Consider the following 16,338-nt stretch of genomic DNA (forward strand, 5'->3'; position numbering starts at 1 on the left):
CGATCAGATCGGCACGCCCAGAATCAACTTGATGACCGTTCTGTCGCTGTTGGCCACGGCTGAGCCATAGGAACGCCCCACCCCCAGGTCGACATCCCACCCACCCAGGTTGAAGTCGGCCACCACAAAGTTGCTGGTGGTGTGGGGCGATGCCACTGCCGCATTGCGATGCAAGAGGCCCAGGGTGTCGTAGCGTTCTAGGCCCAGGCGCAGGTCACCGTGATCCTCGCCTGTCACCTGGTAGCTGAGTTTGTAGTCCAGCTCGGTCGACGAGGACTGCTGGGGATGGCTTCGGAAAGACCCATTGAGGTTGAAATTGACCCCCGCCAGCCAGGGCCCCTGGCGGTAGGTTTCAATGAACTTCAGCTGGGTGGAGCTCTCATCGGGATCAAAGCGCTGGGCCAGGTGCCCCACTTCCCAGTTGACGGCGAAATACCAGGGCGAATCGGCTGAAGGCGCACGGGGCCGCCATTTGAGCCGAACCTTGGCCCCATCGGTGACGGGGTGCCCATGCGAGATGTCCGGGGCCCCCGAACTCAGAACATACAGGCCGGCCTCCCAGTGGCTGTTGATGCCGTAACTCAGTTCAGGGGTGAGTCGCCACTGGCGGAAGGTGGTTGAACCGGGCTGGGCCGAGGGCACCAGGTTGGTGTGCAGATCCAGGCCGAACTGACCCGGCTCGGCAAACTCATCGAGGTAGACCTGGATCTCCTCCGGGGCCGCCTGGCACAGCCCAGCGCCCATCGCGGCCAGGGTGACCCACATCCATTTCGCCAGGGTGGAAAGTTGCAGGCTCATACAGCAGGGCCCTACATCAGAAAGAAAACACAAACCATCCGGCAAGGCCCGGACCCGTTGGAGCAAGCCATCAGCGCACCCCTGGGACAGCATGCCTCAAGCGGCAAATCCGAGAGGCCTGCTGGGATTCCACGCTGAACCCTTGCCATCGGCAAGCCGTCCCATCGGAAACCGGCCCTCACGTAAAGTAGGGGCTCATCCGCAGTCACACGCCGCCAGGCGCACCCACATGCCCTTAGACCTCCAGCGCGAAGCACGCCAACAGGCCGTCACCTCCATCGAGCGTTACTTTCAGGCTCACCACGACGAGCGCATCGGCAACATCGCCGCGGGCGCACTACTGGGGTTTTTTCTCGAAGAGATCGGCCCCTTGATCTACAACCAGGCCGTGAGCGATGTGCAAGAGCGCCTCCAGCACCGGGTCAGCGAGATCGACCTGGAGGTGCATGAAGAGCCCTTTGCGTATTGGCAGAAGTTCGATCGCCCACGAAAAAAATGATCAGGCCGCAGCGCCCTTGGCTTTCACCACCCCTTTGTAAAGCAAGCCGGTGGCCACCAGGCCGCAGGCCCCGGCAAACGACATCCAGTAGCCCGGCGAGGCCTTGTCACCGGTCGCTTCGATCAACCAGGTCGAGATCAAGGGCGTGAAGCCGCCAAAAATGGCCGTGGCCAGGCTGTAGGCCAGAGAAAAACCGACCGTGCGCACATGGGCGGGCATCACCTCCGTCAAGGCCACCACGGCGGCCCCGTTGTAGCAGGCGTACAGGATGGACAGCCAGATCTCCACCACCAGCATGTTCTGAAAGCTCGGCACCGTGACCAGCCAGGCCAGGCTCGGGTAGGCCGTGAGCATGGCCAGCAGCGAGAACACGGCCAAGACCGGCGCGCGCCCGATGCGGTCGGACACCGCCCCCATCACCGGCAGCAGGATGAAATTGGACAGCCCCACGCAGAAGGTCACCAGCAGGCTGTCCGTCGAGGACAGCTTGAGCACCGACTTGCCGAAGGTGGGTGTGTAGACCGTGATCAGGTAGAACGACACGGTGGTCATCACCACCAGCATCATGCAGGCGAGGATCAAGGGGAAATTCTGCAGAATCGACTGCATGATTTCACGCAGGCTGGGATGGTGCTTGCGTGCCGCGAAGGCCTCGGTCTCCTGCAAGGAGCGGCGGATCCAGAACACAAAGGGCAGGATCAGGCAACCGATGATGAAGGGCATGCGCCAGCCCCAATCACCCACCTGCGCCGTGCTGAGGTTCTGATTGATCAGGTAGCCCAGGATCGCCGAGAACATGATGGCCACCTGCTGGCTGGCCGACTGCCAGCTCACATAAAAGCCTTTGCGTCCGGGCGTGGCGATTTCCGACAGGTACACCGACACCCCGCCCAGCTCAACCCCGGCAGAAAAGCCCTGCATCAGTCGGCCAATCAACACCAGAATCGGCGCCAGCAGCCCGATGGTCGCGTAGCTGGGCACAAAGGCCACCAGCACGGTGCCCGCGGCCATGATCCCCAGGGTGACGATCAAACCCTTGCGCCGGCCAATGCGGTCGATGTAGCTGCCCAGCACGATGGCGCCCAGCGGGCGCATCAGAAAACCCGCCCCAAAGGTGGCAAAGGTCAGCAACAAGGAACTGATCTCATCCCCGGTCGGGAAAAAGGCCTTGGAGATGTAGGTGGCATAAAAGCCAAACAGGAAGAAGTCATACATCTCCAGAAAATTGCCACTGGTGACGCGAATGACATTGAGCCATGGCGATGACGGGGAGACCTTGTTGTTCATGCGAGCTTGCCTGTTGGGGTGAAAGACGAAGTGGATCGAGTGCCAAAACCGGTGCCACGCCCATGCCCAAGCCCGGCATGGCGGGCCTGCGGCGACGCGGCATCGGAACCGGTCTGCGTGAATCAGGAGGGGTGGAGGGAGACAGCTGGCGCTCGGTGCCGCCCGGCTGAGAACCTGGCGCCGTGGCGTGCATTGAAGGCGGTTGCCAGCCTTTGCGCAGGCAGCCGATTCAGGGCCAGGGGACAAGCCAGCCTGTGTGAGGCGTGGAAGCCGGCCTGGGTCGTGCAAGTGCGCATGTTGTCTCCGCTGGGTGGTGCCCGATCTGTTTTGGTGCCCAGCCCTCCCCGTGGGCAGGGCTGCTGGGCGCAGACTCTAATCACTGACGGCTTTCAATCGGCTTTCAGTCGTCGGTCAGTCGCCGATCAGTCGCCGGTCAGTTGGCGCAACGCTCGGATGGCCAGATGCGCCTGGCATCCCACTGCCGGGTCGGCTCCTGGAGGGCGACGCTGCCCCGCCCCTGGCCGCACTTTTCTTGGCCTGGACGGCCGCCCCAGCCTATCATTCGCGACAGACGGACTGGGCCTGCCAACGCGGGCGCACTAATTGCTAATCCGTGCCAATCCGTCCACCGTGGCCAATGCCTGCAGAGCAGCCACCAACAACGTTCAGGGAGAACCCAAGATCATGAGCACGGTCACCGACAGCCCCAGCACGCCTGGCCACCCCTCACTGGCCTACCTGCACACCTTGTTGCGCACCATGGTTCAAGCCGGTGGCACCGACCTGTTCATCTCGGCGGACTTTCCGCCGTCCATGAAGATCAATGGCGAGTTGCAGCCCTTGCAAACCATCAAATTGCAGGGTGAACACACCCAGCAGTTGGCGGCAGCCTTGATGGATGCGCGCCACCAGCAGGATTTCGAGCAGGAGTTGGAGGCCAACTTCGCCCTGTCCTTGCCCGGTGTGGCGCGCTTTCGGGTCAATGTGTTCCGCCAACAACGCCAGGTTGGCATGGTGATCCGGACCATCCCGAACGAGGTGCCCGAGATCGAGGCCCTGGGCCTGCCTGACATCTTCAAGACCCTGTCGCTGGCCTCGCGTGGCCTGGTTCTGTTGGTGGGGGCGGCCGGCTCGGGCAAATCGACCTCGCTGGCGGCCATGCTCCATCACCGCAATCGCCACACCAAAAGCCATATCGTCACGGTGGAAGACCCGGTGGAGTATGTCCACAGTTCGATCTCCAGCCTGGTCACGCACCGGGAGATCGGCATCGACACGCATTCCTGGCATCACGCCCTCAAGAATGCGCTGCGGCAGGCCCCCGATGTGATCCTGATTGGCGAGATCCGGGACACCGAGACCATGGAACAGGCCTTGTCATTTGCAGAGACCGGGCATTTGTGCCTCGCCACCCTGCACGCCACCAGCGCCAGCCGCAGTTTTGACCGCATCCTGAATTTCTTTGCCGAGGAGCGTCGGCAGCAGATCCTGATGGACCTGTCGATGAACCTCAACGCCATCATCTCCCAACGCCTTGTGCCCCACGCACAAGGCCAGGGCCGCCAGGCCGCGATCGAGATCCTGCTCAACACCCCCACCATGGCCGAAAAAATCTACCGGGGAGAGTTCCATGACATCAAAGCGGTGATGAGCAAATCGCGCAACGTCGGCATGCAGACGCTCGATGACGCGATTTTTGACCTGTATGAACTGGGGCAGATCAGCTACACCGATGCGCTCCGGTACGCCGACAGCGAAAATGAAATGCGCCTGGCCATCAAGCTTCGCAGCCGGCGGCCACCGCCGGCCGGTTCAATGGCCTCGCCGACCATCAGCCTTTGAGCCAGCAGGCTTCGGCCCTCTTTTCGCCTCGACGCGGCCCGATGCCATTGGACCTCCCAGCCCACTCTGACCTCGAAACAAGACCGGGAACCAAAGAAAACAGGCCCATCGTCCGAACCGCATGGAAATTCTGGTTAGAATAGAGGGCTATTGGAGAGGTGGATGAGCGGTTTAAGTCGCACGCCTGGAAAGCGTGTGTGGGTTAATCCCCACCGCGGGTTCGAATCCCGCCCTCTCCGCCAATACACGCGTCACAGACGCTTTAAGACGGCCCTTCGGGGCCGTTTTTCATTGGGCCACCCATATACTGACCCGCCGTAACACTCCATTGGCCACCGCTTAAGCGCAGCATTTATGGCCTATGGGATGGCCTATCGAAGTCAGTCATGCCAAAGATCCCCCGCGAGCTCTCTCCCCTGGAGGTTTCCAGGCTCAAGAATGAAGGCGCCCACGCTGTTGGTGGTGTGCCAGGCCTATACCTGCAGGTGCTGGGGGGATCCAGGTCCTGGGTGTTGCGATTTGTAGTCGGCGGGCGCCGCCGGCGCATGGGTCTCGGGCCATTTCCATCGGTCACACTGGCCGCGGCCAAAGAAAAGGCCCGGGCCGCTCACCAGTTGATCGACCGAGGCGAGGATCCCATCCAGGCGCGGCGGCACCAGGTCCTGTCGGCCGAGGCCGCCAATGCCAAGGCCCTCACCTTCAAGAAGGCCGCCGAGCTGTTCATAGCAGCTCGAGAGGCCGAGTGGAAGAACTCAAAGCATCGGCAGCAATGGGAGAACACGCTGGCGACCTATGCCGAGCCCGTGCTGGGCTCGATTGATGTGTCCATGATCGAGACCACCCACGTCATGCGTGTGCTGGAGCCGATCTGGCGCGAAAAGACCGAGACCGCCATCAGAGTCAGGGGGCGGGTCGAGCAGGTGCTCGACTGGGCCAAGGTTCGGGGACATCGCCAGGGCGAGAATCCCGCCCGGTGGCGTGGCCACCTGGATCACCTGCTGCCGGCGCCGGCGAAGATTGCCAAGGTGACCCACCATCCAGCGGTGGCGATCGAGGATGCCCCGGCCGTTGTGGCCCGCATCGCTGACGCGGTCGGAATGGGTGCCCGGGCCTTGCTGTTCCAGGTCCTGACTGCGACGAGATCTGGAGAAGTTCGGGGCGCTGTCTGGTCAGAGATCGATCTGGACGAGTGCCTGTGGACCATTCCTGCAATCCGAATGAAAGCGGGCCGGGAGCACCGCATCCCCCTCTCCCGACAGGCTGTGGCCCTGCTGCAGGCCCAGCCGATCATTGACGGGGCAGACCTGATTTTTCCGAGTCAAAAGCTGACCATGCTCTCAGACATGAGCCTAACGGCTGTGATGCGCCGAATGAAGCTGGAGGCCGTGCCGCATGGGTTCCGGTCGACGTTCAGGGACTGGGCATCGGAGAAGACGAGCCACCAGAGTGAAGTGGTCGAGATGGCCCTGGCGCATGCGATTGCTGACAAAACAGAGGCCGCCTACCGGCGGGGCGACCTCTTGGCCAAGCGCGTGGCCTTGATGCAGGACTGGGCCGACTACTGCCGCCCCATGCCGGTGCCTGCTGCCTGATCAATCCTCGTCGCAGGCGTTTGCTGTGGCTTTTGGCCTGGTATCGAGCCAGGTCTGCACTTCAGTGGCCACCCAGCCGACAGCGCGGGCACCCAACTGCCTAGCCAAGGGGAAGTCGTCATCCTTCATCCAGCGGCGCAGGGTCGTTTCCGAGATCTGCAGCAACTTCAGCAAGGTCTTCTTCCGATAGATCAATTGGTTCACAGCTCACCTCCAGTCACCACATATCCATGACGACGCAGCAGCTTGGCCGCGTCCCTCAACTTAGTCTGCATCTGAACGTCATAGGCCCAGCTCCAGTGGAATTGGCCCTCACGGGCCACGATCCTGCCGAGCCTGATGTCGTTCTTCAGAAGGGCCCAGACCCGGCCTGAAGCGCCTGGCACATCCAGTGCCACCGAGATCTGTTGGGCTGTGAGCGGCCCCTGGACCTTGATCATGGCTCTGATTCGCTCGGTCAATGATGGCGTGCGCTCTGTGGGCTCAGCCTCGCGCACTTGAGGCCAGGCCGCATAGGGTTGTCCTGTGAGACCGCATGCCATTCTCTCAATTGCGTTGTGCATCAGGCCCTCCTTTCAAGGTTTCTTGAGTAATGGGGTTTGTGCGCACACAGCCCAGGTCCTGAGCCGTGGCAAGACGCACTGACGAAGCCGCGCTGCGCACCCAGGCCTTTCCCATCAGTTCGCAGGCAGATATGCCGACGCGACGAGCTGCCGTTGAAGAGGGTGCACCCACCAATACCTGGGCGGTCTTTCGGTTGCGGCGCGGCCCAGCAGTGAAATCGACAACCCACTTTTTGTAGTCTTTGCCCTCCCAAAAAGCATTTGCTTGGGCTTGCGTTTGGATGGTTCCCATAGTCGTGACAACAGAATTGGTGCTCGGGCGCTGTTGCCCGATATGAGGTTGAAGAATGGAAATATTGAAATTGACAACCGTCCTGGATGCTGAGCGCCAGGCCTGCGCTGTAGGGGCTGCTTCGCAGCAGGCCCTGTCCGATACCGCCAAGAAGTGGCTCTTGGAGCGGGATCTCAAGCTTCTCGCGTTCGAAGACGGCGTGGCAGAGGTGATTGAACGCCTCATGAGGAAGCCCCACTAGCCACCGCCAAGGCCACTGCCATCGGCCGCACCCAAATGGGCTGGGCCGACAGCATGAACGTCTCGCCGGCCCAAGCCAGCAGCAGTGTCTCGCCCATCACATGAGCGATCGCCTCTGCTGCCGAGCTGGGTACAGCGTTGCCAATGCGCTCGCGCCAGGCCTGATCGCTCAGGCCGTCCAGCTCCAGCACCTCCTCGGGGTCGACCAGGCTCTGCAGCGCTGCCAGCTCCAGAGTGGTGAATGGGCGGTGCCAGGTGCCGTCCTCGGACACGATGCGGGCCACCAGGCGATCAGCCGCGGCTGGCAAGCGCGGGTCGGCCACACTCCAGCGCCCGTTGTCGTGGCAGGCGGCAGCACTGACGGCGCCGGCCGGGCTGGCCCAAGGCACCACGCCGTAGTGGCCGCCGGTCAGGTAGGCCGAGCGGTCGGTCGTCATGCCGCTGCGCGGGTCAGCCACGGCAAAGGCACCCTGTCCGGTGGTGCTGCCGCTGATCACCGTGCCAGCAGGCTGGTCGAACGGGGTCACAGCGTACTTGCCGAACGCTGGTCCAGCGCGGCGAGGATCTGCCACGCACTGGCCTGAGCCATGGGCACCTGTCACTGCGCAAGCCTCACGGTCCCAGCGCACCACCCGGAACTCGTTGCTGTGCTTGGCTGGGCCTGCATGGCGCGGATCTGCCACGCTGTAGGTGCCCTGTCCAGGGTTCTGCTGGCCAGCAATCGCGCCCGAGGTGTCGCCCCAGCGGCGCACGCCATAGGCCTGGCCATCGTTCCAGGAGGACGACTGGGTGAAGCGTGGGTCAGCGATCGAGAACGATCCGTTGCCTGGCAGTGATTTGCCGGTGACCGTGCCTGTCGAGTCTTCCCATGCGTTCACCCCCAGGAAGCCATCGCGGTACTCGGGCACGATGAGGTAATCCCGCAGCTGTCCATCCTCCACCGCCAAGCGGTTCAGGCTGCGCCAGTCGCTGCCCGCTTCAACGAATGCCAGGCGAACCCAGGTCTTCCACTGCAGGGCGGGCACCCGGTGCATCGGGCCGGCGCGCAGGTCACCCGGGGGCAGCATGCGGCCCAGCACGTCGCCCACGGCGCGCAGCGGCTTGGTGGCGGGCTCGTAGAGGAACGGCGGCACCTTCTCGATGTGCCTGGCCACCAACAGGAACCGTTTTCGGCTCTGGGCCAGGCCGCCGAGCTCGCCGCAGTCGTGGGTAGTCTCAGCTACGGCGTAGCCATAGGCGCGCAGCAGGTCGCCGATCTGGTCCAGAAGGTGCCGGCCCCGGGTGGCGATGCGGGGCACGTTCTCGAAGACGATCAGCTCGACAGGGTCATCCTTCCAGGCCTCCAGCATCAGCCAGATCCCGCGCAGTGTGAGCCGGTTCAAGGCCTGGTACTTGTCGGTGGCGCTCTTGCTCTCTGGCAGCAGGCCGCTGAAGCCCTTGCAGGGGGCGCTCAGGAACACGATGTGGGGGCGCTCGCCGCCGGCGGCGCGGTGGATGTCGGCCGTGGTGGCCTCGCGCCAATGGGCCGGTGGCTCATGCCCATGGAAAGCCACGTATTGGGCCCGATCGAAGAGGTCGAGCACTGTTCCTGGAACCCCCGAAAGCCGCCCAAAGTCGGCGATCGAGGCAGTGTCGACGTCGATGCCGCCGATCGTGCGAAATTTGGCCTGGCAGTTGCCCACCACGGGCCGGGCCCGATTGAAGCCACGGGCACCGCCTCCCAGGCCGCAGAACATGTGGAAGTGACGGATGGTCTTGGTGATCATTGAGCTACTCCCTCACTGGACTTCTTCTGTTTGAGGAATTTGTCCAGATCCTTCGCATGGCTGGCTTTCGCCCATTCACAGCCGAGTTTCCATGCCGCCTCAAAAGTGGGCGCAGCAATCCATCCTGTCCTGGAATGACCCCAACCCGCGCGCCAGGTGTTCTGCGTTAAATGGTGGCGTACTGGGGTTGAAAATTTCACAAGCAGACCAGCGTGCCATGGGTGAATCTCGAACAGGTTCTCCAAGTTGGCGTCTGCCTCGGTGGTATTCCCATTGAAGGCAGCGACAATTTTTTGAAGTGATGGGTGGACGTCTGTATCAAAAATTTCATCAAGAAAGTCGGCGACCTCCCCTGGAAGTCCGATTTCGAATTCAGCGGTGACCTGCACAGAGCACAGGTCAATGAAGCCAACAACCCGAAGTTCAAGGTCGAAGGCCTCCTGTCTGCGCCTCAGCAGTCTCATTGGCTTCAGCATGCAAGCTCTCCCGTCATTTGGCCCACCATTTCGACCACGCTGTCGGCCAGCGCCTGCAGGGAGCCATCGTTCAGGATGTCGAAATCCGCCTTGATGCGGTGGTGCTGCTCGCTGACATGGCCAGCAGTGTCGGCAGGCAGGCAAGCCAACTGGGGGCGGTGCACCCGCACCACCTTGGCGCCAAGGGCCCGCAGCATCTTCTCCTCAACCGGGTCGCGCAGATCGGTGACAACGATGCGGGTCCATCCGGTACCGATCTGGCGACCGATCCAGCGTTCGACGATCGAGGCGTAGTAGGTTGGAGAGAACCGACGCTTGTACGAGGCCCAGCGCTGCAGCACCCAGCGCGGGCTGCGCGGCGCGGTCAGGATGTCACCACCGTCCGCAATCCAGCGCGAGAAACCCGGGTCGCTGCACATGCCGGCGGCCAGGGCCGGCAGCGGGGTTTCCTTGGTGGGGCGGTGGGTGAGCATGCGGATGTCGATCCGCCAGGCCTCGGTCACCTCGCGACGCAGGGCATCAGCAAAGGCAATCCGCACAAAGCCCTGCTGTGGGGCCAGCACATCGGCCACGGTGTCTTTGCCCACGTCGGGGCGGCCTGTGAGGGCCAGGATCAGCGCAGGCGCTGAAGAGGGTCGTTTCATGGGTAGATCTCCTGTCAAAAGTGGTTCAGTCGTCGCGGTCACCGGCGGCGGCGCGCTTCACATCGGTGGTCAGCCCATAGGGCCTGGTCATGGGGTAAGGCGGTGGCACAGTCCGCTGCATCTGTCGGGTGGCTGGGCTGCGGGTCCGCAACATGGCCTCCAGACGCACCAGACGCATGGCAATCGGGTCAGCCATCACCTGGTCAAAGTCCTGCGGCCAGGCCGCACAGCAGCGCCGATAGCGCATGGCCTCCCAGGCGGCTCGCAGATCGGCGCTCATCTCGCACCTCGACCGGTTACGGGCATGGGCACCACCGTCGTGGCTTCCAGGTCCAGTGATGTCTGGGATGGCTTGGAGGCCTGCAAAGCGGCCTGCTCGCGACGGATTCGGGCAAAGGTCTTGCGGATGTCGGTGACCGTCGAATGGCGGTACCGAAAGGCCTTGTCTGTGATGCCCAGGGTGGGCAGGGTCTTGGTGATGGGCACGGTGGATCCTCCTGGTCATGGCTTGCGGGATGGCTTGAGAGGGGACTCAAATACCCAGCAATAGACCGTGCGCCCCAGCTCTTGGACTACTAGGGCATCGTCGCCAGGCTTTGGAGGCTTATTGCTACGGGTTTTGATCGCGCTGTTGACGGTCTTCACGTCGACAAAGCGGCGGGCTTTGCTGGTGCGCAGCACCTTCTTCAGCTCGGCCAGAACGGGGATCTGTTGGCGATGCTGGGCCGCCATTTCCACGAACTCGTTCAGGTTCACCGCGATCTGCTGCTGATCCCTGCTGTGGTCCAGGCGAGGCATGTCCCTGGGGCCAGCTGCCGTCGCCAATGGAATGCCATTGAGGTAATCGAAGGCCTCCCAGAACTCCTGCACCAACGGGTGATCGGAATTGATGGACTGCTGCCGCTCCTGGGCCATGGCGACCACCTGCTGCTTCACCTGCTCCATTTGCTGATCCGAGATCCGGACCACCCGGCGCATGATCTGAGCCATGGCCAAGAGCTGGGCATGGTTCTTGGCAATCCGAGGCTTGTGGATGCCGTCAGTGGCCAGCAGTGCCTTGGTGTGCTGCTCAGTCAGCGGCACCATTTCCGCCATCACCTCGGCTTCACGCTTGAGCGCTTCCAGGATGAAGCCGCTCACGCCTTCGATCGCGACCTTCTCCAGGGCCTTGGCGCTTTCGTAGCTGGCAGGGGTGAAGCCACGCGTGTCGAAGGTCATGTGGCAGATCCGCTCCATGATCGGCTGGCTGGCCTGCACCTGGTTGTTCTGGCTGATGACGATCGAGGCCCGGAATGGTGGGTCGTAGGTCTCGTTCCCGCCCGTCTTCACCCCGGTGGTGCGGATGCTGTTGCCGTTGTAAGCGTCCTTGAGCTCATCCCAGTCGAAGGCCTTCACGTGGGCCTGGCCACCGGTCTTTGTCTCCCGGTCTGATTCGATCAGCACGATCGGCAAGTTGCTCACCTGGGTGAAGGTGCGCAGGCGGCCAGCCGAGGTGGATTTCGACGGGTCGAACCCCTCGTAGTCCCTGCCGAACAGCTTCCAGAGGAACTGGATCAGCGTGGACTTGCCGGCACCAGGCTCGCCGACGATCTCCAGAAAGGGCCAGCTCTTCTGCTCCTCGCGGATCTGCTCGGCAAACAAGCTGCCGAACCAATATGCGAGGGCGATGTAGCCCTTTGCACCGAAGGCAGACCAAAGGTGATTGATCCAGCCCCGCTCGTACGCGTCGGTGCGGGTGTTGATGTCCAGGGCGATCGAGCGCTGCAGGCTCTTGATCGACAGCTTCTCGAAGTCGAAGTAGTCCTCGCTATTGGCGTCATGGACCTGGCCACCACGAACCGCCACCTTGCCCAGCAGGTACGTCTTGTGGGCGGCGCTGTAGCCGATGAAATCAACCGTTTGGACGATCTTGATGTTGTCCAGTTGGCGCTGCATCATCCGCTCGAGCTGGGGGCTGGAGCCGCTGTAGATTGCCCCTGCGGCCATGTGCAGCAACTGTTTCTTGAACTCGCTGGCGGTGGTCAGTTGGCCCGCAGTGAATGTGCCCTTGACCACACCACCGTCGTGGGGGAATGAAACACGGAAGTAGTACCAGGCCTCCTGTGTCACCTCGTTGCGTTGGTAGTACAGGGCCTGGGGTAGGCAGTTGGCGATCGGCTGCAGCACGTTGGCCTCGCGCACCGCTTTCTCGCGCAGCTCCTCATCGCTCAGTGGCTCGGCCTTGCCGTCGCTGATCGCCTCCTCAATAGCGTCGCGGGCCTTTGCATACCGCTCCAAGTCCAGCTTGAACCAATACAGCCGGTTGTTGAACGACAGGTCGAATTCGGTCTTCGACTCGCGGTTGTAGATCAGCAGAGCCTTGTCCAGGGCGCTGCGGGCAATCAGCAGGGCACCTTGGTAGAGGTACTCGTCCAGGTGTTCACGCTCCAGCTTGTCGCGCTGGTGCATGTCGTTCCAGTCCAGCTTGGCGCGTCCCTTTTGGGGGATCTGGGCCGCTTCGCACTTCCAGCCGGCAGCGCGAGCGCGCTCCACGTGCTTCAAGGTGAAGGCGCGGCCAGCCTTGTCCCCGTCCAGGGCCCAAACCAGCGTGGGCATGGCCACGGTGCCGCCCTGGCGGGCCAGCAAGGCCTGCAGCTCTGCCAGAGCATGCTCCGGGTAGTTGTTGCAGCTCAGAAGCGCTACAGCGGCCACCCCGTGGTGGGCCAGGGAGATGGCGTCGAAGATCCCCTCCACCAGCCACAGCTCGGTGGGGGGCTTTGGCGCGTCAACCTGGGCCTGGGGCCCGAGGTCCACGAATGACAGGTCGGGCAACGACCACCAGTACCCCTGGAAGGTGCCGCCGTACTTGAAGTTGGCCTTCTTCTTGCCAAAGCGCCACGGGCGATCGATGAGGCGTTCCCACCAGGTGTCCGCGACGGCGAAGCGCACCGTGGCAGATCCAGCGCCGCGGCCGTGGTCGGCCTCCTGGTCGAAGTAGGCCTCCTGCGTGAACAGACCTTTCACCTTGGACAGGTCGAAACCCCGGGCCTGGGTGAGGTAGGCCTCGGCCGCGGCGTTGGGGTTCCGCTCCTCAGGCGGCTTGGCCATCTCGGGCACTTGGTAGCGATCAGTCCAGCTCTCGAACAGATCGGGGTAGAGCTCTTTGGCGTGCGCTTCCCAGCCGCAGTTGTTCAGGCGCTCGCACCGGACTACCCAGGGGGAGTCGGCAAAGGTCCAGAGGCTTTTTTCATTGCACTGGGGGCACTTTCCCTTGCGCATGTGCTTGCCCTTCGGCGGCTTGAAGTCGTAGTCGGCCTTCAACCGCGCGGCAATGTCGTCAAGAAGGTCAGCCATCAGCGGGTGCCTCCGATCAGACGGATGGCGCTGATGTACCAGGCGTCGCCGTATAGCTGCTCAATCCAGGCCATGGCCTGCTGGCGGTTGCCGGCGCCGTGGACCACCAGGCGCCGCCGGCGGTGGTTCATGTCGAAGTGGGTCACGCGAAACGTCATGACGTCCTCCGTTCCTGCGGTGGCAGTGCCGACTTCTTCACGGCCCCCTTCAAGCGCCAGTCGTAGGCCAGACGCTCAAATCGGGCGCCCATATCGCTCACGCCATACAAGCGGTTCAGGAGCTCATGCACCTCGGCCGTTGGTCGCGCGTCCAAGCGCAGAACCGCCAGGCAGTCGTTCAAGTTGTTTCCGTCCAGCCGGCGCAGCTCGGTCAGGTCGAAAGGGAAGCGTCGGCCGTTGTACAGGCCGAGCAGCAAGGTGGCGCAGACCTTTGCACCGCTGTGGAATTCCTGAGCCTGTTTCCAAACACGAACCAGGGCTGCGAGTTGTTCTTGTGACGATGTATTCATGCCGCCCTCCGAGCAGGACGGGTGTTCATCGAGCGGGCACGGGCTGCAGCTCGCTGGAGCTGGCCAGCCAGCTCTTCGGCCTCATTCGCAGTCAGGTTGAACTGGAGCTGAAAGGGACCGCTGGCAGCATTGACGTACACCGAGGCATCGCCCCCGATGCGCCCATTGCGATACGAATAGACCCCCAGCAAGCTGCCCAGGTCTTTCTCCTCGGGGTGGCCCATTCGGCCGTGGTGCAGGGATGGCTTTTCCTCTTGCCAGTGGTTGCCGCCTGCATCGATCACAGGGGTCAGATGGAGTTTTGACATCGAATTGCCTTTCTTCAGGGTGAGCGAATCCCGCAGAGCCTGAAAACAGGCTCCGCAAGGGGTGTTTGTGGTTGGGGTTAGTCGGCGCTTAGCCGGGGTGTGGATCGGTCTCGAAAAGGTCGAGGGTTTGTGACAGAGGCATGCGGGTCGGCGTGTAGTCGGCCTTGGGCATGTGCTCCAACTGGTGCTGCAGGAGCGCGCGGCGGGTATGGCTGCTCAAGGGCAGCGCGATGGAGGAATCTGGTGTAGCACTTGGGCTGATCGTGTGTTCAACCGTTGAGATCACGCTGAAGGTGTGACCGCATTCGTAGTTGCTGCAAACGAAGATCCCCTTGCGGGTGAGGTCAGTGACCTGAGTGCTGGTGCGCACGTGTGCTGCGGCTTTGCAGTGAGGGCAACGCATCCTCATGAGGCCATCTCCACAAGAGGTGAAACCCAGTCAACGGAAAGTGCCGCTGCCGAGTTAAAGGTGAGCCAGTCGTAGAACACGCGGTACCTTCAGTCAGTTGGCGGTTGCGGCGTTCTTGGCGCGAAAGTCAGCGAGACCTCGCAGGAGCATCAGGCGTGACATTGATGCCAGTGAACGGGATTCGCTCTGGGCGATGGCCGCAACTTCAGCACGCTCTGCAGGCAGCAAGCGAATGGGGATGGGCTTTTCGGTGACGACGCCGCGTGGTGAGCGACGGGCAGCTTGGACTTGGGAGGTCATGTGGTGCGTTATCCTGTTTGTGGAACTAAAAATTGCACTGTCACGGCGATGATATTGCAGAAAACAGCATTGCGCAACAAACATGAGTGAAGAAATCCGCAAGTTCATTGGTGAACGCCTCAAGTCCGAGCGCGAAGCCCTTTCTTGGTCTCAAGCTGCGCTGGCTGAATGTGCTGACGTTTCCAAGCGGGCGGTCGCTTCGTGGGAGGCCGGCGAGTCAACCCCAGGAGCTGACGCACTGAACCTGCTCTCGTCAAAGGGGATCGATGTCCTATATGTTTTGACGGGCACCCGCATGACCCCTGCCGAAAGCTCACTGTCACTCGAGGAGGCCGCATTGCTGGATGCATACAGGCGTGTTGACTCGCAGACGCCAACCAGCGTTCGCCAGGTCGTTGGACAACTAGTTTCCCTGTTCGCACAGTCAGATTCGTCGCCACCCCATCAGACAAAACTTCCGATCGCATACCCCGGGCCACGGATTACCGTCGCCGGAAATGTCGGCCAACACATTGACGGCAACGCAACGATCAGCGCACCTCAGACCTTTCACGTCGGATCGCCAAAGAAACAGAAGTGACCGCTGCACTGATTCGACCAGTTTTCTATATAGGGAGTAGCTGTGGAAACAACAGCACTGAAATTCATCTACACGAACGCCAAGCGCGAGACCCGCGAGCATGTTGTTACCGGCTGGTCCGAGGTTGGCCACTACATCCAGGGCTTTTCTCAAACTGATCAAGGCCCACGCACTTTTCGCAAAGACCGAGTGGATCGCTACCTCGACGGATGCGAAGCACTTCTCACGAACCCCACTTCACCACCGCCACCGCGCATTCATCGCGAGGCGAAATCCGATGATCGGCCCCATGTTCTTTTCACTGGGTTTCCAAAGGCACTCCGGGCTGATCTGGAGGCGAAGGCCTCAGAAGCCGGCCTTAGAGTCGTGAGCACCGTTACTCAAGGCCTGGTGTTTCTTTGTTGTGGGACCAACGCCGGCCCAGCAAAAGTAGAGAAGGCTCGCGCCCAACACGTTTATGTGCTGGACGAATCCCAGTTCTCTCTATTGCTCGACACCGGGGAACTACCGGACTGACCTAGTGCTACCTCAACCTGACTACTTTTCATCCTTGTTCCAGCCCTGCAAAGAACTGTAACAAGACCGATGATCTGACCCGAATAAGGCGGACCAACAACACCGCCGGGAGATCAGGTTGGCTCAGGATTTGGATATTGGCCGTGACGTCGCAAGTCTCGTGGCTGGTGACTCTGTCACGCACATCGGCAAGTTCGTTTCACTCAATACCCGCGTGGGGCTGCAGGGTTTTTTTTTACCGCACTCGCCATCGTCATGATCTTCCTGGCCGTGCTGTTCGGGGTCCTGGTAAACAACGGTGGCCGCCCCGTCATCGGTCCGGATCCTGCTGTGCTCTGCCATTTCGAGGGGAGCACGTACTCGCTGGGATCAATGATCGAGATGC

Annotated in this window: 21 protein-coding genes and 1 tRNA gene; 6 read left to right on the forward strand and 16 right to left on the reverse strand. The window is 61.9% G+C overall.

The annotated features are described in order from the left end of the window. Window positions 1-3: 3 nt before the first annotated feature. Window positions 4-798 carry a hypothetical protein gene (locus L880_RS0104085; protein WP_157462563.1) on the reverse strand — a complete coding sequence of 265 codons (795 nt, stop codon included), beginning with the start codon at window positions 796-798 and terminating at the stop codon, window positions 4-6. 229 nt (window positions 799-1,027) lie between these two features. On the opposite strand from L880_RS0104085, the gene L880_RS0104090 reads away from it, so the two are divergent. Beyond that, a complete protein-coding gene (locus L880_RS0104090) occupies window positions 1,028-1,297 on the forward strand; it encodes a DUF2164 domain-containing protein (protein WP_027474593.1) in 270 nt (89 codons plus the stop codon). Here the strand turns inward: L880_RS0104090 and tcuC are convergent, their stop codons facing one another. Then, a complete protein-coding gene (tcuC, locus tag L880_RS31520) occupies window positions 1,298-2,584 on the reverse strand; it encodes an MFS transporter (RefSeq protein WP_043328417.1) in 1,287 nt (428 codons plus the stop codon). Between the two features lie 684 nt (window positions 2,585-3,268). Between tcuC and L880_RS0104100 the strand changes: the two genes are divergently transcribed. The 3 genes from L880_RS0104100 (at window position 3,269) to L880_RS0104110 (ending at window position 6,018) form a co-directional block, all read left to right on the forward strand. Then, window positions 3,269-4,426, forward strand: coding sequence for a PilT/PilU family type 4a pilus ATPase (locus L880_RS0104100; RefSeq protein WP_051443035.1), 1,158 nt, complete (start codon window positions 3,269-3,271; stop codon window positions 4,424-4,426). A gap of 152 nt (window positions 4,427-4,578) precedes the next feature. Then, window positions 4,579-4,668, forward strand: a tRNA-Ser gene (locus L880_RS0104105). A gap of 144 nt (window positions 4,669-4,812) precedes the next feature. Beyond that, window positions 4,813-6,018 carry a tyrosine-type recombinase/integrase gene (locus tag L880_RS0104110; RefSeq protein ID WP_027474595.1) on the forward strand — a complete coding sequence of 402 codons (1,206 nt, stop codon included), beginning with the start codon at window positions 4,813-4,815 and terminating at the stop codon, window positions 6,016-6,018. Here the strand turns inward: L880_RS0104110 and L880_RS31525 are convergent, their stop codons facing one another. The 14 genes from L880_RS31525 to L880_RS34790 form a co-directional block, all read right to left on the reverse strand. After that, on the reverse strand, window positions 6,019-6,222 hold the full coding sequence (locus tag L880_RS31525) for a helix-turn-helix transcriptional regulator (RefSeq protein ID WP_043328421.1): 204 nt from the start codon (window positions 6,220-6,222) through the stop codon (window positions 6,019-6,021). It abuts the gene before it with no gap. Then, window positions 6,219-6,458 carry a hypothetical protein gene (locus L880_RS0104120; RefSeq protein ID WP_027474596.1) on the reverse strand — a complete coding sequence of 80 codons (240 nt, stop codon included), beginning with the start codon at window positions 6,456-6,458 and terminating at the stop codon, window positions 6,219-6,221. The genes L880_RS31525 and L880_RS0104120 overlap by 4 nt, the downstream gene beginning before the upstream one ends. A gap of 106 nt (window positions 6,459-6,564) precedes the next feature. Next, window positions 6,565-7,023, reverse strand: a complete 459-nt coding sequence (locus L880_RS35440) for a hypothetical protein (RefSeq protein ID WP_157462564.1) — start codon at window positions 7,021-7,023, stop codon at window positions 6,565-6,567. Window positions 7,024-7,094: 71 nt separating this feature from the next. Then, window positions 7,095-8,879 (reverse strand): DNA cytosine methyltransferase, encoded by a 1,785-nt coding sequence (locus L880_RS0104130; protein ID WP_027474598.1) that lies wholly within the window; start codon window positions 8,877-8,879, stop codon window positions 7,095-7,097. Further along, window positions 8,876-9,355, reverse strand: a complete 480-nt coding sequence (locus tag L880_RS0104135; RefSeq protein ID WP_027474599.1) for a hypothetical protein — start codon at window positions 9,353-9,355, stop codon at window positions 8,876-8,878. The genes L880_RS0104130 and L880_RS0104135 overlap by 4 nt, the downstream gene beginning before the upstream one ends. Beyond that, window positions 9,349-9,999, reverse strand: a complete 651-nt coding sequence (locus L880_RS0104140; protein ID WP_027474600.1) for a deoxynucleotide monophosphate kinase family protein — start codon at window positions 9,997-9,999, stop codon at window positions 9,349-9,351. Before L880_RS0104140 ends, L880_RS0104135 begins: the two co-directional genes overlap by 7 nt. 25 nt (window positions 10,000-10,024) lie before the next feature. Further along, window positions 10,025-10,279 carry a hypothetical protein gene (locus L880_RS0104145; RefSeq protein ID WP_027474601.1) on the reverse strand — a complete coding sequence of 85 codons (255 nt, stop codon included), beginning with the start codon at window positions 10,277-10,279 and terminating at the stop codon, window positions 10,025-10,027. Continuing rightward, window positions 10,276-10,485: a hypothetical protein gene (locus L880_RS0104150; RefSeq protein ID WP_027474602.1), complete on the reverse strand. Its 210-nt coding sequence runs from the start codon at window positions 10,483-10,485 to the stop codon at window positions 10,276-10,278. Before L880_RS0104150 ends, L880_RS0104145 begins: the two co-directional genes overlap by 4 nt. 15 nt (window positions 10,486-10,500) lie before the next feature. Further along, window positions 10,501-13,332: a toprim domain-containing protein gene (locus L880_RS0104155; RefSeq protein WP_043328423.1), complete on the reverse strand. Its 2,832-nt coding sequence runs from the start codon at window positions 13,330-13,332 to the stop codon at window positions 10,501-10,503. Further along, window positions 13,332-13,490, reverse strand: coding sequence for a hypothetical protein (locus L880_RS36000; protein WP_169737721.1), 159 nt, complete (start codon window positions 13,488-13,490; stop codon window positions 13,332-13,334). Before L880_RS36000 ends, L880_RS0104155 begins: the two co-directional genes overlap by 1 nt. After that, window positions 13,487-13,840 carry a DUF7673 family protein gene (locus tag L880_RS31530; RefSeq protein ID WP_157462565.1) on the reverse strand — a complete coding sequence of 118 codons (354 nt, stop codon included), beginning with the start codon at window positions 13,838-13,840 and terminating at the stop codon, window positions 13,487-13,489. The genes L880_RS36000 and L880_RS31530 overlap by 4 nt, the downstream gene beginning before the upstream one ends. Further along, a complete protein-coding gene (locus L880_RS35445) occupies window positions 13,837-14,148 on the reverse strand; it encodes a hypothetical protein (RefSeq protein WP_027474604.1) in 312 nt (103 codons plus the stop codon). The genes L880_RS31530 and L880_RS35445 overlap by 4 nt, the downstream gene beginning before the upstream one ends. Before the next feature lie 88 nt (window positions 14,149-14,236). Next, window positions 14,237-14,557, reverse strand: a complete 321-nt coding sequence (locus L880_RS31540; RefSeq protein WP_051443037.1) for an Ogr/Delta-like zinc finger protein — start codon at window positions 14,555-14,557, stop codon at window positions 14,237-14,239. A gap of 93 nt (window positions 14,558-14,650) precedes the next feature. Continuing rightward, window positions 14,651-14,857 carry a hypothetical protein gene (locus L880_RS34790; protein WP_084460983.1) on the reverse strand — a complete coding sequence of 69 codons (207 nt, stop codon included), beginning with the start codon at window positions 14,855-14,857 and terminating at the stop codon, window positions 14,651-14,653. A gap of 82 nt (window positions 14,858-14,939) precedes the next feature. On the opposite strand from L880_RS34790, the gene L880_RS34795 reads away from it, so the two are divergent. Further along, complete coding sequence (locus L880_RS34795; protein WP_084460985.1) at window positions 14,940-15,437, forward strand: helix-turn-helix domain-containing protein; 498 nt, start codon at window positions 14,940-14,942, stop codon at window positions 15,435-15,437. A gap of 42 nt (window positions 15,438-15,479) precedes the next feature. Further along, entirely contained in the window at window positions 15,480-15,953 is a 474-nt protein-coding gene (locus L880_RS34800; RefSeq protein ID WP_245614930.1) for a BRCT domain-containing protein, read from the forward strand. The last annotated feature ends 385 nt before the right edge of the window (window positions 15,954-16,338 follow it).

Source organism: Curvibacter gracilis ATCC BAA-807 (assembly GCF_000518645.1).
In the GTDB taxonomy this organism is placed as follows: domain Bacteria; phylum Pseudomonadota; class Gammaproteobacteria; order Burkholderiales; family Burkholderiaceae_C; genus Curvibacter; species Curvibacter gracilis.